General features: G+C 45.2%; 21 protein-coding genes and 1 pseudogene. 13 read left to right on the top strand and 9 right to left on the bottom strand.

Translation table 11 applies throughout. The features are described from left to right. The first annotated feature begins 150 nt into the window (after window positions 1-150). The 3 genes from K1M91_RS09190 to K1M91_RS09180 all read left to right on the top strand — a co-directional run bounded on the left by K1M91_RS09190 (window position 151) and on the right by K1M91_RS09180 (window position 1675). On the top strand, window positions 151-459 hold the full coding sequence (locus K1M91_RS09190; protein WP_232801453.1) for a cytochrome c: 309 nt from the start codon (window positions 151-153) through the stop codon (window positions 457-459). Window positions 460-548: 89 nt separating this feature from the next. Beyond that, a complete protein-coding gene (locus tag K1M91_RS09185; RefSeq protein ID WP_232801452.1) occupies window positions 549-1406 on the top strand; it encodes a DMT family transporter in 858 nt (285 codons plus the stop codon). Window positions 1407-1480: 74 nt separating this feature from the next. Beyond that, a complete protein-coding gene (locus K1M91_RS09180; protein ID WP_232801451.1) occupies window positions 1481-1675 on the top strand; it encodes a DUF4250 domain-containing protein in 195 nt (64 codons plus the stop codon). A 64-nt stretch (window positions 1676-1739) separates the two neighbouring features. Here the strand turns inward: K1M91_RS09180 and K1M91_RS09175 are convergent, their stop codons facing one another. Further along, window positions 1740-2390 carry a DsbA family protein gene (locus K1M91_RS09175; RefSeq protein ID WP_232801450.1) on the bottom strand — a complete coding sequence of 217 codons (651 nt, stop codon included), beginning with the start codon at window positions 2388-2390 and terminating at the stop codon, window positions 1740-1742. A gap of 69 nt (window positions 2391-2459) precedes the next feature. After that, on the bottom strand, window positions 2460-2654 hold the full coding sequence (locus K1M91_RS09170) for a hypothetical protein (RefSeq protein ID WP_232801449.1): 195 nt from the start codon (window positions 2652-2654) through the stop codon (window positions 2460-2462). Window positions 2655-2912: 258 nt separating this feature from the next. On the opposite strand from K1M91_RS09170, the gene K1M91_RS09165 reads away from it, so the two are divergent. From K1M91_RS09165 to nrdG, 3 genes are all read left to right on the top strand, one after another. Next, window positions 2913-3245, top strand: coding sequence for an HI1450 family dsDNA-mimic protein (locus tag K1M91_RS09165; protein WP_232801448.1), 333 nt, complete (start codon window positions 2913-2915; stop codon window positions 3243-3245). 288 nt (window positions 3246-3533) lie between these two features. Further along, a complete protein-coding gene (nrdD, locus tag K1M91_RS09160) occupies window positions 3534-5654 on the top strand; it encodes an anaerobic ribonucleoside-triphosphate reductase (RefSeq protein ID WP_232801447.1) in 2121 nt (706 codons plus the stop codon). 9 nt (window positions 5655-5663) lie between these two features. After that, a complete protein-coding gene (gene nrdG / locus K1M91_RS09155) occupies window positions 5664-6131 on the top strand; it encodes an anaerobic ribonucleoside-triphosphate reductase-activating protein (protein ID WP_232801446.1) in 468 nt (155 codons plus the stop codon). 280 nt (window positions 6132-6411) lie between these two features. On the opposite strand, the gene K1M91_RS09150 is transcribed toward nrdG, so the two are convergent. Together K1M91_RS09150 and K1M91_RS09145 are read right to left on the bottom strand one after the other, a co-directional pair. After that, window positions 6412-6846: a hypothetical protein gene (locus tag K1M91_RS09150; protein ID WP_232801445.1), complete on the bottom strand. Its 435-nt coding sequence runs from the start codon at window positions 6844-6846 to the stop codon at window positions 6412-6414. Between the two features lie 3 nt (window positions 6847-6849). Continuing rightward, window positions 6850-7233, bottom strand: coding sequence for a cupin domain-containing protein (locus K1M91_RS09145; RefSeq protein WP_232801444.1), 384 nt, complete (start codon window positions 7231-7233; stop codon window positions 6850-6852). A gap of 85 nt (window positions 7234-7318) precedes the next feature. Between K1M91_RS09145 and K1M91_RS21525 the strand changes: the two are divergent. The 3 genes and pseudogenes from K1M91_RS21525 to K1M91_RS09125 form a co-directional block, all read left to right on the top strand. Beyond that, a pseudogene (locus tag K1M91_RS21525) lies at window positions 7319-7542 on the top strand (DUF4202 family protein); the annotation flags it as partial. 212 nt (window positions 7543-7754) lie between these two features. Then, on the top strand, window positions 7755-8201 hold the full coding sequence (locus tag K1M91_RS09130; protein ID WP_232801442.1) for a MerR family transcriptional regulator: 447 nt from the start codon (window positions 7755-7757) through the stop codon (window positions 8199-8201). Then, window positions 8191-10977 carry a heavy metal translocating P-type ATPase gene (locus tag K1M91_RS09125; protein WP_232801441.1) on the top strand — a complete coding sequence of 929 codons (2787 nt, stop codon included), beginning with the start codon at window positions 8191-8193 and terminating at the stop codon, window positions 10975-10977. The genes K1M91_RS09130 and K1M91_RS09125 overlap by 11 nt, the downstream gene beginning before the upstream one ends. 327 nt (window positions 10978-11304) lie before the next feature. Here K1M91_RS09125 and K1M91_RS09120 read toward each other — a convergent pair whose 3' ends face one another. Then, window positions 11305-11625, bottom strand: coding sequence for a hypothetical protein (locus K1M91_RS09120; RefSeq protein ID WP_232801440.1), 321 nt, complete (start codon window positions 11623-11625; stop codon window positions 11305-11307). Window positions 11626-12462: 837 nt separating this feature from the next. Between K1M91_RS09120 and K1M91_RS09115 the strand changes: the two genes are divergently transcribed. Next, window positions 12463-13437, top strand: coding sequence for a DUF1852 domain-containing protein (locus tag K1M91_RS09115; protein ID WP_232801439.1), 975 nt, complete (start codon window positions 12463-12465; stop codon window positions 13435-13437). A 28-nt stretch (window positions 13438-13465) separates the two neighbouring features. After that, window positions 13466-14497: a methionine synthase gene (locus K1M91_RS09110; protein WP_232801438.1), complete on the top strand. Its 1032-nt coding sequence runs from the start codon at window positions 13466-13468 to the stop codon at window positions 14495-14497. A gap of 108 nt (window positions 14498-14605) precedes the next feature. Here the strand turns inward: K1M91_RS09110 and K1M91_RS09105 are convergent, their stop codons facing one another. After that, window positions 14606-15436, bottom strand: a complete 831-nt coding sequence (locus tag K1M91_RS09105; RefSeq protein WP_232801437.1) for a sulfite exporter TauE/SafE family protein — start codon at window positions 15434-15436, stop codon at window positions 14606-14608. Between the two features lie 403 nt (window positions 15437-15839). Between K1M91_RS09105 and K1M91_RS09100 the strand changes: the two genes are divergently transcribed. Further along, a complete protein-coding gene (locus tag K1M91_RS09100; protein ID WP_232801436.1) occupies window positions 15840-16433 on the top strand; it encodes a DUF4202 domain-containing protein in 594 nt (197 codons plus the stop codon). A gap of 365 nt (window positions 16434-16798) precedes the next feature. After that, window positions 16799-17950: a chromate efflux transporter gene (chrA, locus tag K1M91_RS09095; protein ID WP_232801541.1), complete on the top strand. Its 1152-nt coding sequence runs from the start codon at window positions 16799-16801 to the stop codon at window positions 17948-17950. Window positions 17951-18006: 56 nt separating this feature from the next. Here the strand turns inward: chrA and ilvN are convergent, their stop codons facing one another. The 3 genes from ilvN to K1M91_RS09080 form a co-directional block, all read right to left on the bottom strand. After that, the gene (gene ilvN / locus K1M91_RS09090) at window positions 18007-18294 is read right to left on the bottom strand and encodes an acetolactate synthase small subunit (RefSeq protein ID WP_232801435.1); all 288 of its coding nucleotides are present in this window, start codon (window positions 18292-18294) and stop codon (window positions 18007-18009) included. Further along, window positions 18291-19961 carry a biosynthetic-type acetolactate synthase large subunit gene (gene ilvB, locus K1M91_RS09085; RefSeq protein ID WP_232801434.1) on the bottom strand — a complete coding sequence of 557 codons (1671 nt, stop codon included), beginning with the start codon at window positions 19959-19961 and terminating at the stop codon, window positions 18291-18293. Before ilvB ends, ilvN begins: the two co-directional genes overlap by 4 nt. Window positions 19962-20378: 417 nt before the next feature. Continuing rightward, window positions 20379-21026 (bottom strand): hypothetical protein, encoded by a 648-nt coding sequence (locus K1M91_RS09080; protein WP_232801433.1) that lies wholly within the window; start codon window positions 21024-21026, stop codon window positions 20379-20381. Window positions 21027-21096: the final 70 nt, after the last annotated feature.

The following is a 21096-nucleotide window of genomic DNA, read 5'->3' as shown; positions in this document are numbered from 1 at the left end:
TTGGTCAAACATCACCTTAGCAACGTACTGACTAGACTGGATGAGCGTAGTCTAAGTTTATTTGATCTTAGTCCGTATCGCTTATATATAAACTGCTAATATGATTAAATATTTGGCCGTAAATACCAGAGCAATGTGAAGGAAAATAAAATGAAAAAACTACTAATCGGGCTTTCTTTATTGGCGTGTGTGCCAACGCTTGCGACAGCAGGAGATGCCGAAGCCGGTAAAGCCAAATCAGCAACGTGTGTTGCTTGCCATGGTGCAGAGGGGATTGCTGCCGTACCTGTGTACCCAAATTTAGCGGGGCAAAATGAGGCTTATCTTGTTTCGTCTCTGAAAGCTTATAAGTCTAAAGAGCGCAATGGCGGCATGGCTGCGGTGATGCAAGCTAATGCGGCAGCGTTATCCGATGAAGATATTGCTGATTTAGCGGCATACTATTCTTCTTTAAAGTAACAGGATATGTATCAGTAAGCTCCTTTACTGTTTATCTCTTTGTTAACGGGCTATGATGGCTTTTTTGCTTAAGTTCATAGCCCTTTTTTATGCCTTCCTCGATTCAAATAAAATTCTTACTTCAGCTACTACTAACTTTAACCTTGTTTGCTGCTAACTCCATTTTTTGTCGTTTTGCCCTTGCTAGTGGTGAAATTGCTGCCGCTGAATTTACTGTGTTACGCCTTATTTCAGGGGCTTTCACTTTATGGGGGTTAAGTTTCTTATTTGCTTCATTAGGCAAGGAACAAGCCTCAGGAAGCTGGGGAGGAGCGGTGGCATTATTATTTTATGCGGCTGGCTTTTCATTTGCCTATGTTCAGCTAGATGCCGGTGTCGGTGCGCTAATTTTATTTGCCCTGGTTCAGCTGACGCTATTCTTAATTAATTTTCGCCAAGGTTATATTGCCAATCTCTTTGAACTGGCTGGGATGTTATTAGCTATGGTGGGGCTCGCTTATTTGTTACTGCCCAGTTCATCAGCGCCAAGTCTTTCCGCTGCCTTACTGATGGCTTTGGCTGGTATTGCTTGGGGTGTTTACACCTGGCTAGGCAAAGGCGTAAAACACCCGGTAGTAATGACAAGGCAAAATTTCAGTCGGGCAGCGCTTCTGAGTTTAAGTTTGCTACCTTGGTTTAATTGGACCGAAATGTTATCGATTAACGGCATGGTGTTGGCCTGTTTATCTGGCGGGTTGGCTTCAGGGTTAGGATATACATTATGGTATCTGTTGTTACCGAGTATTCCAGCAGCGCAAGCGGGCTTGTATCAGCTTAGTGTGCCCATTATTACTGCAATACTTGGTATCGTGTTATTGGATGAATCATGGACATTACCCTTGACCATCTCTAGCTTGTTGGTGATTGGCGGTATTGCGATTGCGATGTTAAAACGTGGCACTGATTAGGCAATGGCTATTTTATCGCTTTTTCTAATTTAAGCTAAACTCAAAGTAGCGCTATAGAAAGAGGAGGTAAAGTGATGGATTTAAGTCGATTTCATAATATGGATAGTCACATTCTACTTAGCATTGTAAATGAACAGCTACGCATCGAATGTGAAGATTTAGAAGATTTGGTCGGGTTGTTTGATATTCCTCGTGATGGCTTAGAGCAGAAACTCTCATCAATTGGCTATCAGTATGATTTTTTAAGTAATCAGTTTAAGGCAAAATAAGACTGATAGCGTTTATTGTGATAAGACCAAAGGGGCAGTTAGCCCCTTTGTTGTTTTGCAGATTTTATTCTGTTTTGTCATCCGCTTTTTCGTTCTTTAAGCCTTGCTCAATATTTTCAATACCTTCGCGAATGGCATCGGCAGTGGCATAACCTTGTGCCAGTAAAATCATTCTATCCTCAGTTGAGTACACTAAGGTCGGGTAGCTAAACACTTGCCATTGGCGAGACAGTTCAAAGTCCTGTTGTGTTGCTTCAATCATGGCGGGGCTATTGAATAACTCTAAAAAGAAGTCTTGCTCTAACCAAGGGCTAGCTAACTCTGCCAGTACCTCGGCTTGGGTAATGTCCTTATTATCTTGATAGAAAGCTGTTTGTACCGCAAGTAGATAGTCAAATTGGTGGGCTGGGCTGGCTTCACCTAATAAAGTGACCGCGCGGCAAGCAGGCTCGGTATCGTAAACAAATTGATCAACCCGATTAAGTATTTCAGGGTTAATTTTTTGTCCTGTTAACTGCTCAACTTTTTGCCAGTGATGAGAAAGCATTTCGGCGAGGGAGGCGTCTAGTGGTTGCGCGTCTTCACCTGTGCGCAAACCGCCCATGACAAGTTCAAATGGATAGTGAGGTAGCTGTTGTTTTAACTGCTGCAGCTGAGTGCTAAAACCAAAGCACCAGCTGCACATAGGGTCGGCAATATAAATAATTTTGTTCATGGTTTGTCAGTATTAATGGACACAGATAGCGCAGCATAACACTGCCTGCATTGAGTCTCCACCGTCAGTTCAGCTTGCTATAGATGGCTCAGTTTCGGTCTCTTCTGGTTGAATGAGTTTTATTTGAAAACCCCAGCCATTCCAGATGTTGCCATCAAAATCTCGGATCGTCACTTCATCGGTTTTCTGGTTGAAAAACGTAATAATTCCAGCATGTTGTATAGATTGACCCACCAGTGAATAAGCTGCTATTTTACCTATCATAATAACCTCCTGTGTGACGAACTAAGAATAGTATAGGCGAGAAAGCCAAATAAAATAGACAACAAATTGACCATAAATGCCAAACTGACGCTAAGTGTTTTTGCCCCTCTCGCGACAAGCTTGTGGGCTCTGGTCTGACAGAAATTCAAGTAAAAAAAATTATTTTTAAAAATTTTTTCGCCACCATTTCGACGTGGTATTTTTGTTTCTTTGCAATCCTTGTCATGGTCTAATGCGCCTTTATTGAAGGGGATTAATATGACAGACAAAAACCAACTAACGCCAGATGAGCTGATTGATGCCGCCTACGAAATTTTCTTAGATTTAGCCTGTGACAATTTAGACCCTGCAGACATGATCTTACTGGCGGCACAATTTGAAGAGCAAGGTGCAGCCGATTTAGTAGCCGTTGGCTTTGACTGGGATGAGCATGTTGGTTTTGAAGTAGACGAAGATAATTATGCAGAAGTAGTTGTTGGATTGGTGGATGAAGACGATGCCCTAACCGATATTTATGCACGTTTGCTTATTAGTAAAGACCAAGATGAAAAGTTCTGTCATATCTTATGGAAACAAACTGAACAGGAATAGGTAAAATTATAGCGTAAAAAGAATACGCTAAATCAGCATAATTTTGCTTGATATTTTGCGAAGCCAAGAGCGAAAAGCCTTGGCATCAATGCAAGACAAAAAACAAAAACAATTGTCAAACTTGACGTTAATCTCAAATAGTAAAAAGCCAGAAATATCCTCTTTTTCAGTTGATCTAGATCAACACGCTAAACAGCAATTTTACGCCTAATACACAATATCTAGTGTTTCTTAAATACATCTTGCCCACATTTAGTGTGAGGCCTTCTCTTGTTAGGAGTTTCCGCCTTGAAACCTGTCGTCATAAAGCGCGATGGCGCGCGCGTGCCATTTGATCTAAATCGTATTAAAGCTGCGGTGCTGTGCGCCATGGAAAACGTGTTAGAGCCCGATGAACATTATGCTCAAACCATCGCAGAAAATGTCGAGCAAGAATTGGCACAGCGCTATGAAGTGGACATTCATGAACTGCAAGACACGGTTGAAAACCAGTTAATGGCCAGTGACTATAAAGAAGTGGCGCGCCATTACATTGAATACCGCCACGATCGTGATTCAGTACGTGAGAAAAAAGGTCGCCTAGCAACAGAAATCCGCGGCTTGATTGAGCAAAGTGATGCATCGATCCTCAATGAAAATGCCAATAAAGACAGCAAGGTAATCCCAACCCAACGTGATTTATTGGCTGGTATTGTGGCAAAGCACTACGCCACGCAGCATATGTTGCCCAAAGAAATCGTCAAAGCGCATCAAAGTGGTGAAATTCATTATCACGATTTAGACTACGCGCCATTTTTCCCGATGTTTAACTGCATGCTAATCGACTTAAAAGGCATGCTGACTCACGGCTTTAAAATGGGTAATGCAGAAATTGAAACACCTAAGTCTATTGCGACCGCAACTGCAGTCACTGCGCAAATTATTGCGCAAGTAGCCAGCCATATTTATGGTGGCACTACTATCAATCGCATTGATGAAGTCTTAGCGCCGTATGTTGAGGCCAGCTATGAGAAAAACGTCGCGTTAGCGCAGCAATGGCAAATATCTGATGCTGAAGGCTTTGCTCGTAGTCGCACCGAAAAAGAATGTTACGATGCGTTCCAGTCATTGGAATATGAAGTGAACACCTTACATACCGCTAATGGCCAAACGCCGTTTGTCACCTTCGGTTTTGGTTTGGGCACTAGCTGGGCAGCGCGCTTAATTCAAATTTCTATCTTAAAAAATCGCATTGCTGGCTTAGGTAAAAACAAAAAGACGGCTATTTTTCCAAAGTTAGTGTTCGCCATTAAAGGCGGCTTGAACCATCAAGCGGGGGATCCTAATTACGATATTAAGCAACTGGCATTAGAGTCTGCCTCAAAACGCATGTATCCCGATATCTTAAATTACGAGCAAATAGTGCGTGTAACCGGGTCGTTCAAAACACCAATGGGTTGCCGTAGTTTTCTAGGTGTTTATGAAGAAGATGGTGAAATGATCCATGATGGGCGCAATAACTTAGGTGTGGTTAGCTTAAACCTGCCACGCATTGCTATTGAAGCGAAAGGCAGCGAGCGTCGTTTTTATAAGATTCTAGACCAGCGTCTAGCCATTGCCAAAGCGGCATTAGACTCGCGCATTAGCCGCTTAGAAGGGGTAAAAGCCCGCGTGGCACCGATCCTTTATATGGAAGGAGCTTGTGGTGTGAGGTTAAAGCCTGATGATGATATTAGTGAGATTTTTAAACATGGCCGCGCTTCTATTTCATTAGGCTACATTGGCTTACATGAGACAGTGCAAGGGTTATACGGCAGCGACACTCATGTCTACGACGATGAAGTACTGCGGGAAAAAGCCCTAAATATAGTGAGAACCCTGCGCGCTGCAACGGATCAATGGAAAAATGAATCAGGCTATGGTTTTAGCTTATATAGCACACCAAGTGAAAACCTATGCAGTCGCTTTTGTAAGTTAGACACCAAAACCTTTGGCGTGATTGAAGGTGTGACCGATAAAGGCTATTACACCAATAGCTTCCACTTAGACGTGGAAAAAAAGGTTAACCCATTTGATAAGCTCGATTTTGAGTTGGCTTACCCCGATATCGCCAATGGTGGTTTTATCTGTTACGGCGAATACCCGAACATGCAGCATAATTTAGAAGCGTTAGAAGACGTATGGGATTATGCCTTTGAACGCGTGCCTTATTACGGTACCAATACACCGATAGATGAATGTTACGAGTGCGGCTTCAATGGCGAATTTGACTGTACCAGTAAAGGTTTTACTTGTCCGTCTTGCGGTAATCATAACCCCGCAACGGTATCTGTGACGCGCCGTGTTTGTGGTTACTTAGGTAGCCCTGACGCAAGGCCATTTAACGACGGCAAGCAAGAAGAAGTGCAACGTCGCGTTAAGCACCTTTAAGCTAAGCTGATGCATTATCAAAAGTATTACAGCGTGGATGTTGTGAATGGGCCTGGTACCCGTTGTACCTTGTTTGTGTCGGGTTGCGAGCATGCCTGCAAGGGCTGCTACAACCAAGCGACTTGGCGCTGTGATGCTGGGCAGCCTTTTGAGCAAGCCATGGTGGAAACGATCATTAATGATCTTAACGATCCTAGGATCAAACGCCGTGGCTTGTCCCTTTCCGGCGGCGACCCGTTGCACCCGAATAACCTTGATGCGATTTTAGATCTGGTGCAGCAAGTAAAAGCGCGTACCCAAGGCAAAGATATCTGGTGCTGGACGGGCTATACCTTAAGCAACTTAAGCCCAGCGCAGCAAAAAGTGGTGGAGCTGGTGGACGTGCTGATCGATGGCCCATTCGAGCAAGATCTCGCCGATCCGAGCTTAAAATGGCGCGGCAGCAGTAATCAGATCATTCATACTTTGAGTGAGTAGGCTGAGTTACTGTAAATAAAATTACAGTAACTTTTTTACAGTAACGCTTCTTAAGCTATTTTGTGCCAGAGGTAGGAAAGCCGCATGGCTAACTCATCTGCAATATGTGGTGATTTTGCACTTTTCTACTCACCTAATTAATCGACGCGTAGGAGCTGCAGTCATGCTGCGATAAACCTGACGGCCCATTACTTGGATTATGGGAGCCAGTCTTTTCGACTACATGTCTGGTGATTGGGGATCTAATGCTTACAGTTGTAGCACATGCTTTTCGTGACAACTAACAGATAAGCCTAGCCTCACTGGTCTTGTTTGATAAAAGCGAATTTAGCTGCTCACAAAAATGCATAATGGCCTGAGTTTCCGGTTTTAGCTCAAGTTGCACACTGGCCACTTCTTCTGGGCGGCAGCCTGTATATGGATGACTGGCTAACGTCACCAAAACACCTGCACGGAAACGAGAAAAGGTGTAAAAGTGCAGTGAAAGTAGCTTATGCAGTAAATTACCTTCGCCATCCCAAATACCGCCAGTGAGCTCTGGATGAGCTTCAGAGGTCTGAGCGAAGTGCTCTAATTCAGAAATAAACTGTTTCACCTCAGTGATATTAAACCAAGCTTCGCCAGAGCCAGAAAATTCCTCAAATGAAACGGTTGCGGTTAATCCCACCGTGCCATCATCTTCGAGATCGGCTGTGATTTTAAGGTGATTTTTCATTATTTACTCACATGGTTTGTCCGCAGCGGTCAAAGTGGTGGAGGTCCCCAGATTTATCCTATCACCATGACTGGGCGGAGTAGAAGTAACGATAAAATGTAAATCGACTTCACCTAGGTTGCTTAACTGATGGGGCGTATTGCTGGGAACATGAAGCCCTTGCTGGGCGGTTAGTTGATGCGTTTCACCGTTAACTTCTAACGTTGCACAACCCGACAGCACGTAGAAAAATTGCTCGGCATGTTGATGTAGATGGCGTATTTCACGGCCGCCGGGCGGCACGCGCTCTTGGATAACGCTTAAAGCTTGGGATTTAACAAGATGCCAGCCATCACATTCTTCACCCCAGTTATAATGCTCGGCATTTTCTTTTGAAATGGCGGTCAAGTTTCCCCCTAGGCATTACAGCAAACTAGTTTAATCTTGGCTAGCTGCATAAAATACCGAGAATATTAGATAAATGGAATACCTTATGTTTAGCCAAGTGATTGAGTTAATTGATCAAGCTAATAGCCAAGATCCTAACCAAGAAGAGTTCACCGGAAAAGTTGGCCGAAAGAGCTGCTGTATTCTCAGCGTATGACCGACATGCTGGCGCGCTTTGCCCCTGACGCTAACGAGTTAATGCAAATTGCAGTACGGGCGCAGCATATTAAACGCTGGTGCTCACCGCACAGTGATTTCCCGATGAACAAGTAAAGTTATCATAAGAAAGATTTCACGGCGTTTTGTAGCAGAAGATGTTACCTATCAGGTTACTTTGTTTAAGCGCTTTTCGCTTGAATTCAAAGCCACTCTTTTCTGAAAAACCAGATATCATATCTCCATATAAAATATCTCCTTGACCTATGTGTTACACCTAGGTTGTATGCTTATATCATCTTGTATTAGCTAGGTGGAGATACATCATGCTTACCAATGAAATTGCCCGAGCGGCCGGAGTCACGGCAGAAACCGTGCGCTTCTATACCCGTAAGGGATTACTCAGTGCCACTAAAGATCCGAGCAATGGTTATAAGCGTTACGATCAGGCGGCGTTAGAGCGGCTTATTTTTATCAACCATGCGCGCAACATAGGTTTTAGTCTGCAGGAGATTGCAGACATTATTGAACACTCGCAACGTGAGGATTCGCCTTGTCCTAAAGTCAGGCAAATGCTCAGTGATAAAATTGCTGACACTAAAGACAAAATAGCGCAGTTGCAGCGCCATCTTGAGTTAATGGAAACCACGTTCGCCGATTGGGCCACTAAGCCTGATATGGCGCCTAACGGCCAAGCGATTTGTTGCTTAATTGCCAATTGGTCGCAGCAGGGCGTAGCACTAGATGTAAAGGAGCAAGATCATGACAAATAATCCCATAGCCATTACGCTGGCGGGCGTTAATCGCATGAAATGCTTGAATAAAATTCGCAGCGCCCTCACTGAGCGTGACGCGAATGTAGAGTTCACGGTTGATGAGACTAAGACCTTTGCCGTGGTGGGCTCGGTATTAAGCCCAGCCGATGTGATCCAAATCATTAACGGTGTGGGCTATCAAGCTCAGCTAGCTACGCCGCAGCATTATGAAACCAACACGGCTAAGGTGTCGTGCCAGTCTTGTGTCAATAAAATTACCAAGCGGATCTTACAAGACGATCCATTGGCTCAGGTTAAGTTAGATATTGCGGCGCAGCATTTAACCCTTGAGAGCCGCTTAAGTGAAAGTTATATAGAGCAGATCCTAGTCGAGCTGGGTTATCAGCAGCAAAATCAAGCTCCGCAAGGTGAAGCCACTAAAGCGGTTTGCAGCGCCAAGCCAGCAATCAAGGAAGAAGAATCCGAAAAAGTAACACCTGAACCTTCGGTTGAGGAAAAAGTGGCTAATACTCTAGCGGGTTATACCCAAACCGTTAATTTGTCATTAATCGGCGTAACCTGTGCCAGCTGCGTCAATACCATAGAAAAAGCCCTGCATGCCTTACCTGAGGTAGAGTCGGACTCCGTTAGCATTAACTTTGCCAACCGCACCGCCAGTATTAGCTCCCTTTATGATGCCAACACCTTGATCAAAGCCATCCAAGGCGCAGGCTATGACGGTAAAGAAATCTTTGATAGTGAAGTGGCCGAACAAGAAAAAGAGGCCCGTGAGGCAAAAGAATATCGCAGTAAAATCAAGCAAAGCTGGATAGGGCTAGGGCTAGGTATCCCGCTGATGCTGTATGGTTTACTGGGTGGCTCAATGCAGGTAAACACTACCAGCGAGCAGCTTAGCTGGCTGGTGGTAGGCGTGGTAACTGGCTTGATCTTATGGCACAGCGGCAAGCATTTTTTTACCGGCGCTTGGCGTGCGTTTACTGCGCGTAATGCCACCATGGATACCTTAATTGCGCTGGGCACCGGTACGGCGTGGTTGTATTCGATGCTGGTGGTGTTAGCGCCCGAGTGGTTGCCAAGCAGTGGACGTCATTTGTACTTTGAAGCGACGGCGATGATCTTAGGTTTGATTAATCTAGGGCAAGCCTTAGAGCTCAAGGCGAGGGGGCGCACCTCACAGGCGATTAAACGCTTATTGGATTTACGGGTAAAAACCGCTCGGGTGATCCGCAATGGTGAAGAAGTTTCACTCCCGGTAGAGCACGTTGTTATTGGTGATCTCGTGCGAGTGCGCTCTGGCGAAAAGCTGCCCGTAGATGGCGTTGTGATTGAGGGTGAAACTAGTATAGATGAGGCCATGTTGACGGGAGAGCCGATCCCCGTTGTGAAACAAGTAGGGGATAATGTTTCTGCTGGTACGGTGAATGGATCGGGCAGTATTGTGCTTGAAGCCAAGCAAGTGGGCAGTGAAACCGTGCTGGCACAAATCATCAATATGGTGAGCCGAGCGCAAAATTCTAAGCCGCCCATTAGTCATTTGGCTGATCGCGTGTCGGCTATCTTTGTGCCCAGCGTGATGATTATTGCCATCATTACTGCATTGGCTTGGTACAATTTTGGCCCTGCACCCAGTTTGGTCTATATGCTAGTGACTGCAACGGCGGTGCTGATCATCGCTTGCCCTTGTGCGCTGGGGTTAGCGACCCCCATCTCGACCATGATAGGCGTGGGCAAAGCGGCGGAATTTGGCGGCTTAATTCGCCATGGTGATGCCTTGCAGCGTGCTAGCGAAATCAATGTGATGGTGTTGGATAAGACCGGCACCATTACCCAAGGAAAGCCTAAGGTCATGGCGTACCACACGTTTTCTCAAGATAAGCCGCTATTAGAAATTGTTACCGCTGTGGAGCAAGGGGCGAATCATCCCTTGGCGCAGGCCTTGTTGGAGTATGCGGATAAAGCAAAAATCAAGGCTGACGCGGTTACCGTCACCGACTTTACCTCATTAACGGGCCTTGGCGTGCAAGCGAGCTTTCAAGGCCAGCGGGTGTTATTGGGCAATGAGCAACTGATGGCGCAATTTGATATTGATTGCCGTGAAGCCTTGGCGCAGCTTGAGGAGCAACAGGCCAGCACCTTGGTCTTTTTAGCCTTAGGCGATCAAGTAGAAGCTATTTTTGCTATTAATGATCCTATTCGTGAGGATGCGAAGTCGGCAATCGTGCGTTTTCATCAGCAAGGCATTGAAGTGGTGATGTTAACCGGTGATAACGCGGCCACGGCCGAGCAAGTTGCCCAGCAAACGGGGATTGATGCCTTTCATGCTAATCAGCTACCCGAGGATAAGCTTGAATGGATCAAGCGCTTGCAAGCCCAAGGCAAGGTGGTTGGCATGGTGGGCGATGGTATTAATGATGCGCCCGCACTGGCGCAGGCCGATGTCGGTTTTGCCATTGGCGCTGGTACTGATGTGGCCATTGAAAGCGCCGATATCACCTTAATGCGCAGCTCGTTGCATGGCATTTCCAATGTGATTGCTATCAGCAGTGCCACCATGACCAATATTAAGCAAAATCTTTGGGGTGCCTTTATTTATAACTCTCTCGGCATACCTATTGCGGCAGGCTTGCTGTTTCCATTTACCGGCTGGTTACTTAGCCCGATCATTGCAGGAGCGGCCATGTCCTTATCGTCGGTGACGGTAGTGAGTAATGCCAACCGACTACGCTGGTTTTCACCTAAAGCAAAACAACTCGTACAACAAGAGGAGCGCTAATATGTGGGTTAATTTGATAGGATTTGCGCTGATTATTTTGATTGTCTGGTGGTTTTGGGGCAAGTAATGGCGGAAAGCGCATTGATGCCGTACTTATAGATAAGTTGCATTTTCTGATACGAAACGCCGTGAAGCCTTCCTCAAAGGCTGTTGATGGCTTAACTGCCGCTTTCCCGCGGCAGATATTCGTATCAGAAATCGCGACTTATCGCGCAGAAAAAGCTTGGACATTCACCTAAATACTTCGTTTAGAAACTGGAGAATGTGGGTTAGCGAAAAAATGATGACATCCTCTCACTCTCGTGACATCGGTTCTTGCCTATTGTATTACTGCTTTATCAACTTATATTTGAAACCAGCCATCACCGCCTCCATGTTTTCACCATCAAATTCAGTCACAGTAATTTTTGCGTAGCCAAGATCGATCACACCTGGCGATACCTTGTATGAATCTGGGGCAACTTTCATACCGTCCAAATTTTGAATAAATTGATTGCCCTGAAATTGCCATAACGTATTATCGTTATCGGACTCATTTTGAAAATGGCTAACCAGCCAGTCACCTTGCAAAGCCGACTCAGAAAGTTCAGCGGAAAAAGCCGAAAAGCTAAATAAAGCACCCAGTGTAAGTAATCCTAGTTTTTTCATATTGCACTCCTTGTGAGTGTGGTTGAATATTACAACGGGGGCCCATAATTTAAGTGGGTTATACCGTATAGCGAAGCAGATCATAACCCACTGTTGTAGTCTCGTTAAATGCCTTTTTAAGCTATTTGTTCTGGGCTATACGCCACAACACACCACTAGGGTCAATCACGCAAAACCCTAGCATTCCCCATGGCTGCTCAACCAATTCAGTAACCTTGGAGCCAAACTCTTCTGTAAGATTCAGTTTTTGTATGTGCTCGGACCAACTTTGAGCATTCAAAGTCCTTTGCAGGAACAAAGGACTTTATTTCGACTTTTCCATTTCTTACTCCAATTCCTTTCTACTACTAGTAGCTTAACAGTGTTTTACACGGTTTTCCGTATAGGTCCCGCATGTCACCTCTTTAAGCTAACTCGTCACTTACAGGAAAACAACGCGAACCTGTATTTACCGAGACCCAATTTGTCCCCGTAATATCTCAATGAAATAACAATCTGATGTGAACAAAGCGAGGCTTTTGCATTTTATTTACCGCGCCAACAACAGGCAGAGCGAATAAATTTCATTACAACTTTATAAATAACCAGCATTAGCAGCCACAATTAAAATGCCAAGCTAAAGGCAGACAACTGCAGCACATTCAAGCGCACCGCCTTTATCATGAATTTATCTCACTTTAATTCTGAAATTAAATCGTTTTTATTCATGCATGTTTACACGTATAAATCACTTATCAAATATTGATGTAAGTCAATTTTGGGCTGACTCGCAAGTGAGGCCAAACGAACTAAACACGGATTGCCCGTGCAAAGGGCGCAAACGGGACACGAAAAACGATGAACAAAGACTTCACTTTTACCATTAAAAGCATTCGCCTTGATGAGCATTATTGCCCATCTAACAATACGCGCATCACCACCAACTTTGCCAATTTAGCGCGCGGTGAGCACCGCCAACAAAATTTACGCAGTGCCTTGGCGATGATCAATAACACCTTTAATGCCTTGGCCCATTGGGATAACCCCAAGGGTGAACGCTATAGCGTTGAGTTGGACATTATTTCTGTTGATATTGATGTGGCAGGTAGCGGTGAACACTTTCCGTCTATTGAAGTGCTCAAAACCAGCATAGTGGATCATCAAACCGATACCCGTATTGAAGGCATCGTGGGCAACAATTTTTCATCTTATGTGCGTGATTATGACTTTAGTGTGCGCTTGCTTGAACATAATAAAGAGCGCAATGGCTTTAGCGTGCCGGATGATTTTGGTGAGCTGCATGGTAAGTTGTTTCAGCACTTTGTTCGCTCTAACACCTATCAGCAACACTTTAACAAGCCGCCGGTGATCTGCCTGAGTGTGTCGGATACAAAAATCTACCGCAGAAGCGAAAACCAGCATCCGGTTTTAGGCTTTGAATATGTCGCCAATGAATCGTCATTAACCGAGCAATATTTTAAAAAGATGGGCTTGCAGGTGCGCTATTTTATGCCACCCAACAGTGTCGCCCCGTTTGCGTTTTATTTTGTCGGCGATCTACTAAACGATTACACCAACTTAGAGCTCATTAGCACCATTAGCACCATGGCGACGTTTCAAAGAATTTATCGCCCTGAAATTTACAATGCCAATGCCGTTGCGGGTAAGTGTTATCAGCCTAACTTAAACAATCCAGATCATTCATTGACGCAAATTGTTTATGACCGCGTTGAACGCAGCCAGTTGGCAAAGCAGCAGGGTAAATTTGCTGAGCAGTACTTTATTAAACCGTATCAAAACATTCTTGAGCAATGGTCGGCCAATTACGCCTAACTTCTCACTTAATCAGGCAGCAAAAATTATGAAAACATTATTACCTACCTCTACCGCCGGCAGTTTGCCAAAACCCACTTGGTTAGCACAGCCTGAAACGCTATGGTCACCTTGGAAATTGCAAGGTGATGAATTAATTAGCGGCAAGCAAGATGCGCTGCGTTTATCATTGCAAGAGCAACAACACGCTGGCGTTGATATTGTTAGCGATGGCGAGCAAACGCGCCAACATTTTGTCACCACCTTTATTGAGCACCTCGATGGGGTGGATTTTGAAAATCGCCACACTGTCACCATTCGCAATCGCTATGAAGCCAGTGTGCCAACGGTAGTAGGCCCTGTGTCTCGGCCCAAATCTGTGTTTGTGGAAGACGCCAAATTTTTACGCCAGCAAACCAATCAGCCGATCAAGTGGGCACTGCCTGGGCCGATGACCATGATCGATACCTTGTATGATGCCCATTATCAAAGCCGCGAAAAGCTAGCGTGGGAATTTGCTAAAATTCTTAACCAAGAAGCCAAAGAGCTCGAAGCCGCCGGCGTGGATATTATCCAATTTGATGAGCCCGCATTTAACGTGTTTTTTGATGATGTTAACGATTGGGGTATTGCCTGCCTAGAGCGTGCCATTGAAGGCTTAAAATGTGAAACCGCTGTGCATATTTGCTACGGCTATGGCATTAAGGCAAACACGGATTGGAAGAAAACCTTGGGCACCGAATGGCGTCAATACGAAGCCGTGTTTCCGAAATTGCAGCAATCTAATATCGACATTATCTCCCTTGAGTGTCACAACTCCCATGTACCGATGGAGTTACTTGAGTTGATCCGCGGTAAAAAAGTCATGGTGGGGGCTATTGATGTGGCTCGCAATGAGATAGAAACCCCAGAAGAGGTGGCCGCAACCTTAAGAAAAGCATTGCAGTTTGTTGATGCCGACAAGCTCTATCCTTGTACCAACTGCGGCATGGCACCGTTATCGCGCCAAGTGGCCTCAGCTAAACTCAAGGCGTTAAGTGCTGGCGCCGCGATTGTGCGCAATGAGCTTATTAATAAGTAAAGCAAAATTAAGGGTTACTATTTGTCCCAGCTGGTAATCCATCCAATCCCTTTAACCGTCACCCATGCTTTAAGGGATTGGATCTTTTTTAGTAAGTGCGGATTTTAGTTAGAGCATTAACTGCGCCATCATTCTGCCCCCAGTTACCAGCAGCACCAAAGCAAAGATTTTTTTCAATTTAGCCCCATCTAAATTAGCCGCCAACGACGCCCCTAGCGGCGCAAACAACACGGTGAGAGGCACGATGCAAATAAAGCCAATCAGATTAACCAAGCCAAAAGTTCCCACTGGCGCATCAGTTGGCGCTGTGCCCAAGGTTAACAAGGTCATCGCGCCGGGCAAAGAGATAATCAAACCTATTGCTGCGGCTGTGCCAACAGCTTTATGAGCCGGGTAGTTATATAAGGTGAGTAGTGGCACCGAGATAGTTCCGCCGCCGATGCCGACCATAGCGCTAAAAAAGCCGATAGCTGCGCCCATCACGGTTTGCCCCGCTTTACTCGGCAACTGGGTAAACAAAGCCGATTTACCAGTGCGAAATAACATATTCAGGGCAGCTAAGATCGCAATCACACCAAATAATAGCGCCAGTAGTTCGCCATTCACTCGGGTAACTAGCCAGCTGCCCGCTAACACGCCAAGCAAAATAAACGCCGACCAACGCTTGAGCAGCTCAATATCGACATTACCTTTGTTTAGATGTGAGCGTATCGAGCTAATCGAAGTGGGGACTATGGTAGCCAAGGACGTAGCGGTTGCGATAAGCATTGCTGATTCGGGCGATACACCAAAACCTTGGAACAAGAAAAAAAGCACAGGCACAATAACGATACCGCCGCCAACCCCGAGTAAACCTGCTAGCACGCCCGCAAAAATGCCTGTGGCCACCAGCGCAACGAAGGTGTAAAGATGATTTGACACAAATTCAATAAGATACATTAACTACTTCTCTTTTTATTTAGCGATAACAGTGCACAGAAGTTTAATGGGAGCAGCTTAATGAACAAAAGTGATATAAATTCAATTTTAAGTTGAATTTAGTTCATTTAAAAACTTGATAGCTACCCGTAGTTAGGATTTGGAAGTCGTTATTAAACTATTTTTCGTGTTACTGAAGAAAGCAGAGATAGTTGTTGTAGTTATACACAAATAGTGTGAGGAACTGTATAAGTTCAAACATTAGCCTGGTTCAGCCCAGTATGATAAAAAGTGATGGCCGCTGCTAACTTTAACTCTCCTTTGTATTGGGTGTAAATTCTGCCTCTTAAATATATCTAGCAAACTAGCTTAATTTTGGCTAGCTGCATAAAATACCTAGAATTGTAGATAAATGAGATGCCCTATGTTTAGCCAAGTGATTGAGTTAATTGATCAAGCCAATAGCCAAGATCCTAATCAAGAAGAATCAGCTGGAAAAAGTTGGCCGAAAGAGCTGCTGTATTCGCAGCGTATGACCGAGATGCTGGCGCGCTTTGCCCCTGACACCGATGAGTTAATGCAAATTGCGGTACGGGCGCAGCACATTAAACGCTGGTGCTCACCGCGCAGTGATTTTCCGATGAATAAGCAAGGGTATCATCAATGGCGCAGTGCCTTGTATCTGTTTCACGCCGACTCGGTGACGCAGCTGATGCAGCAAGTGGGCTATGATGACGCGGCACGTGAGCGCGTTTATGCTGCCGTGGCGAAGAAACAAATCAAGAAAAATCCCGATAGCCAGCTGGTGGAAGATGTTGCTAGCTTGGTATTTATTGAGCATTACATGCTCGCGTTTGCTGCGACTAAGCCAGATTATGATGAGCAAAAATGGATTGGTATTTTGCAACGCACGTGGAAAAAAATGTCGCCAGAAGCACATGCCTTTGTGTTGGCGGGTAAGATCACTTTGCCTACGCCGTTAGTGCCTTTGATTGAGAAGGCGTTAGCGGGGGAGTAGCTTTACAATAGTTCGAATTCGATATGGGTGCTAAATGAATAATCCACCTGTTTCGCAGTAAAACATCTTTTTCAGGGATGAAAAAATTGAGCTTACAGAGATGTACTTGCAGCGATTTTACAGAGAAATAGGTGGATTTTGAAAGAGACAAATTTCGAATCCACGTCTTCTTTTTTCGCGGTATAAATACCGCTCCTTGTATGTTGAGCTAGTTGATTGGTGTTTTTGTAGGACATGAGCTTGCTCAGGGAATTTGTGATATTCGCAGAGCAAGCTCTGCTCCTACTTGGCTTGTTATTGATTTGTCATAAAACTGTCTTATTATGCGGCTGTTAACTTTATAGGCAGTCGTTATTATGAAATCCATCTTTGACATTTTCACCTCATTTTTCCTGCTCGGTCTTCACTCTTTTGGTGGCCCTGCGGCGCATATTGGCTATTTTAAAAAAGCCTTTGTCGATGAAAAGAAATGGCTCAGCGAGCAAGATTATCAAGGGTTGGTGGCGCTCAGTCAGATATTGCCGGGACCGGGGTCGAGCCAAGTGGGCTTTGCCCTTGGTTTAAAACGAGCGGGTTTACTGGGCGGCATTGCAGCGTTTGTCGGCTTTACCTTACCTTCATTTTGCTTGTTATTTGGCTTGGCATTGTTTAGTCAAGGCCAGCAACCTGATTGGCTAAATGCTTTGATACACGCATTAAAACTGCTAGCGGTGGTGGTGGTGGTTGACGCCGTGCTGAATATGTATCGCAGCTTTTGTGCAACGCGTTTATTAACTGCAATGGCGGCATTGAGCGCTGCTGCATTATTGTTATTTCCCAGCGTAGTAACGCAATTTGTGGTGTTTATTGCCGCTGCGTTAATCTGTTTTAAATGGCATAAGCTAGAAGGTAGGGGGGATAATAAAGTGACGAGTCAGCGGGTGGCTGTGAAGTGGCTGCCATTGGGGTTATTCGCTGTGCTGTTTTCGGTGTTGCCATGGCTCAGTGGTTATGGCTCGGTTCTGTCACTGCTGAATGATTTTTATCAAGCGGGCAGCTTAGTATTTGGTGGCGGCCATGTGGTGTTACCGCTACTTGAGCAAGGCTTGCAAGGCCAAATCAGCCAAGACACTTTTCTATTTGGCTATGCCGCGGCGCAAGCGGTGCCGGGACCGATGTTTAGCTTGGCGGCTTTTCTTGGTGCTTATTTAAATGCTTCGCCTTTGTTGGGCGCGGTACTGGCTACTTTAGCTATTTTTCTTCCTGGCTTTTTATTGGTACTGGCATTTATGCAAAGCTGGCAGCAGCTATCGCAACAAGCTTGGTTCGCCGCTGCTAGTGCGGGGATCAATGCTTCCGTTGTCGGGTTGTTATTGGCGGCCTTGTATCAGCCTGTATTTACTAGTGCTGTGGTGATGCCACTTGATATGGTTGTGGTGATCATCGGTTTGTTTGCATTGCGTGTGCTGAAGTTAAAAGTGATGTGGCTGGTGCTAGGAGCACTGATTTGGGGCTTGGGTTTACATCTTTTTGTTTGAGTAAAAAGTAAATAAATACAGCACGGACACCCCGTGCTGTACTGGAGTCTGAATCGTTATTCGACAAATTCCATCATTTGCGCAAACACTGGATGGCTTGATGAGTGCTGGCTAATTTCCAGTACGTCTTCAAGCTTTAGGGTTTGTTGAGTGAGCTGATCAAGGCGTTGATCTTCTCCCACTAATAACCAAATTTTACTGTGCTTTTTGTCCTGCATCGGCATACATAAAATGCCTTCTACGTTAAATGCGCGGCGGGCAAATAAGCCGCAGACATGAGACATTACACCAGGGTGGTTGTTTACTTTAAGCTCTAGAATGGCACATTGGCTAAAATCACTCATGCTTTACGCTCCTCAATTAAATCTTTGTTGGCTGCGCCTGGTGGTACCATGGGAAATACCATTTCATCTTCTGAGATTGGCACGTTAATCAGTACGGGCCCAGGGGTGTTTAATGCTTCGGTTAACATGGCTAACGGATCGGTCGCTTTGCCTAAATCAAAACCATTTGCGCCCATGGCTTGCGCCATTAAGGCAAAATCAGCGGTACGTTTGTTATTCACTGCGGCAAAGTTTTCCTGATAGAACAATGCTTGTTGCTGGCGAACTAGGCCAAGGCGTGAGTTGTTAATTACCACTACCTTTACGTTCAAGTTGTGCTCTACTGCCGTGTCAATTTCTTGAATGTTCATCATGATGCTGCCATCGCCACTGATACATAGTGCCATGCGATCAGGATCCGCTAGGGCAGCGCCAATCGCGGCTGGTAGGCCATATCCCATCGTGCCTAGGCCACCAGAGCTGCTCCACTGGCGATCGCGTACAAACGGATACACTTGTGCGGTCCACATTTGATGTTGGCCCACATCCGTATGGACGTTGGTGTTGTCACCGACAATTTCTGCCACTGTTTTGATCAGGCTGTAAGGGTTAGATAAGTCTTGTTTAGTTGGCAGTGGAATACCATGGTTTTCATTTAACCACTTGATCCGGCTAACCCATTCTACACGCTGTTGCGGCTCGCAGTTAGCAAGTAGTGCTTTAATGCAAGCGCCAACGTCAGCATGAACGGCAAGAGTGGGGGTTTTTAGTTTACCGATTTCACTGCGGTCAATTTCAATGTGTAACACGGCGGCTTGTGGACAGAACTCACTGATTTTTCCGGTGGCGCGATCGTCAAAACGAACGCCAGCACCAATTAGTAAATCACATTCTTCAAGGGCGATGTTGTTGCCTTTTGAACCGTGCATACCCAGCATGCCAAGGTGTAATTCATGACCGTGGGGGAATACACTCAAACCTAAAAATGTGGATACGGCAGGGATGTTGAGCTTTTCAGCTAGCGCTACTACGGCTTCGCTGCTGTTTGATTGGATCACGCCAGCACCCACCATCAGCATTGGTCGCTCTGCTTTTGCGATCATGGCTTCCATTTCTTTTAGCTGCGCTAAGGTCGGCTGTGGTAAGGGCATTGCCTCACCTGGTGCTGGAAACTCATCTATTTCGATAATTTGGTTTTGCACGTCTTTAGGGATGTCGATAGCAACTGGCCCAGGGCGGCCTGAAGTGGCAATGCGAAAGGCTGCTGGGATCACTTCTAACAATTCTTCAGCAGAGCGCACTAGCCAGTTATGTTTGGTAATAGGCGCCATTAAGCCAAAGGTGTCAATCTCTTGAAAGGCATCGGTGCCTAACATGCTACTTGGCACTTGACCGGTAATTGCAATAACCGGAATAGAATCTAAGTGAGCATCAGCGATGGCGGTGACTAAGTTAGTGGCACCAGGACCTGAGCTAGCAAAACAAACAGCCGCTTTGCCTGATACGCGTGCCATGCCTTCGGCAATAAAGCCTGCACCTTGTTCATGGCGGGTTAACACGTGCTTAATGTTACTCCCGGGTAGTGCATCATAGAGTGGCAGAGCTGCACCGCCGGGAAGTCCGGCAATTTGCGTAATGCCTTGACGTTCTAATAGTTTTATTACGAGCTGTGCGCCGCTGATCTTCATCTGTTGCCTCTCTTGCTATCAATTCTTTATGGCATAAAAAAACCCCCTTGGGCCTGCGCCGAAGGGGGTTTAAATTGTTAAAACCCGCTACGGCAAAATGCTAACCACGACGACAACCACGACGCTAACGACGTGTTGTAGAGTGTTGATTAGGTTTGCTGTAGTAGCCAGTTTCATTGATTTTTCCTTACGAATATGCAGCTAAAGTTAACAAAGGAACAAGGTTGGCGCAAATGCATAGCAAGAAGAATTAGGTTAATACTGCCTTTTGTCTAGTTTTTTTTGCTGCTAAATCAGTAACTGTAGTTTATTGAACTGCTTTTTTCTTTTTAAATAGTGGCTAGATAAGTTCATTACAATAAAAGCAGTTGATCTGTTCTTTTTTATCATGGCATAAAAAACTGTGATCGAAGCGATTTATTCAGGTCTTACCTTGGCCACGGTTTCTAAGGCACTATTAAGTTGAAACAGCCATAGTTTCTGTTCAATGGCATCAAGGGTATCCAGTGTTAGCTCTGCTTGGTTGAGTCGCAACTGGTTAGGCTTTATTTCAACGATCTGTTGCTTGGCCAGCATGTCACGTGCTTGTAAGTAATCCGCTTCTATTAGTGCAGGGAGGTTCAGTTGCTTAATTCGCCAGCGACCAGACTCTCTTACTAGCTTAACCAGTGCGGATAGGTAGTGCGTATTGGCTGGCTCATTATTTTGATCTATAGAAGAAAACTTAACTGCTACGCTAACTTCGTTTGTTGTGAAATAAGGTAGCCAGTAAGTTTCTTGTTTCGCTTCAATTAGGTAGGCTTGGTTCATTGCTAAGTTAAAATGTTTTTGCAGTGCGGTTTCTAAGGCAAAAAGGTGTTCGAATTCCTGCTCTTGGTCTTGCACGTTTGCACTTAGGTAATGCTCAACTTGGTTGTATTTCATGCTGGCAATTGCATTAAAATAATCTTTGGTTACCTGCTCTGAACGGGCGTTTTCGCCCATGATGCTGGCGCAGAGTAATAAGCTTAAAATGACCAAAGCGATGACAATCAATGGTGTTGGGAGTTTTTTGTTTTTAGTCATGGAGTGTATTTCTCGCGGTCAAATTTTACGGCAAGTTAGCACTTCTGTGCCATAGGTACAATATTGCGGG

The organism is Motilimonas sp. E26, from assembly GCF_021278025.1.
Classification (GTDB): Bacteria; Pseudomonadota; Gammaproteobacteria; order Enterobacterales; family CBDFNC01; genus Motilimonas.
This window is presented reverse-complemented; position numbering and strand designations above follow the sequence as displayed.

Coding starts and splice junctions, on each gene's coding strand:
- K1M91_RS09190 (WP_232801453.1), top strand. CDS start 151: ATGAAAAAACTACTAATCGGGCTTTCTTTATTGGCGTGTGTGCCAACG.
- K1M91_RS09185 (WP_232801452.1), top strand. CDS start 549: ATGCCTTCCTCGATTCAAATAAAATTCTTACTTCAGCTACTACTAACT.
- K1M91_RS09180 (WP_232801451.1), top strand. CDS start 1,481: ATGGATTTAAGTCGATTTCATAATATGGATAGTCACATTCTACTTAGC.
- K1M91_RS09175 (WP_232801450.1), bottom strand. CDS start 2,390: ATGAACAAAATTATTTATATTGCCGACCCTATGTGCAGCTGGTGCTTT.
- K1M91_RS09170 (WP_232801449.1), bottom strand. CDS start 2,654: ATGATAGGTAAAATAGCAGCTTATTCACTGGTGGGTCAATCTATACAA.
- K1M91_RS09165 (WP_232801448.1), top strand. CDS start 2,913: ATGACAGACAAAAACCAACTAACGCCAGATGAGCTGATTGATGCCGCC.
- nrdG (WP_232801446.1), top strand. CDS start 5,664: ATGCATTATCAAAAGTATTACAGCGTGGATGTTGTGAATGGGCCTGGT.
- K1M91_RS09150 (WP_232801445.1), bottom strand. CDS start 6,846: ATGAAAAATCACCTTAAAATCACAGCCGATCTCGAAGATGATGGCACG.
- K1M91_RS09130 (WP_232801442.1), top strand. CDS start 7,755: ATGCTTACCAATGAAATTGCCCGAGCGGCCGGAGTCACGGCAGAAACC.
- K1M91_RS09125 (WP_232801441.1), top strand. CDS start 8,191: ATGACAAATAATCCCATAGCCATTACGCTGGCGGGCGTTAATCGCATG.
- K1M91_RS09120 (WP_232801440.1), bottom strand. CDS start 11,625: ATGAAAAAACTAGGATTACTTACACTGGGTGCTTTATTTAGCTTTTCG.
- K1M91_RS09115 (WP_232801439.1), top strand. CDS start 12,463: ATGAACAAAGACTTCACTTTTACCATTAAAAGCATTCGCCTTGATGAG.
- K1M91_RS09110 (WP_232801438.1), top strand. CDS start 13,466: ATGAAAACATTATTACCTACCTCTACCGCCGGCAGTTTGCCAAAACCC.
- K1M91_RS09105 (WP_232801437.1), bottom strand. CDS start 15,436: ATGTATCTTATTGAATTTGTGTCAAATCATCTTTACACCTTCGTTGCG.
- K1M91_RS09100 (WP_232801436.1), top strand. CDS start 15,840: ATGTTTAGCCAAGTGATTGAGTTAATTGATCAAGCCAATAGCCAAGAT.
- ilvN (WP_232801435.1), bottom strand. CDS start 18,294: ATGAGTGATTTTAGCCAATGTGCCATTCTAGAGCTTAAAGTAAACAAC.
- ilvB (WP_232801434.1), bottom strand. CDS start 19,961: ATGAAGATCAGCGGCGCACAGCTCGTAATAAAACTATTAGAACGTCAA.
- K1M91_RS09080 (WP_232801433.1), bottom strand. CDS start 21,026: ATGACTAAAAACAAAAAACTCCCAACACCATTGATTGTCATCGCTTTG.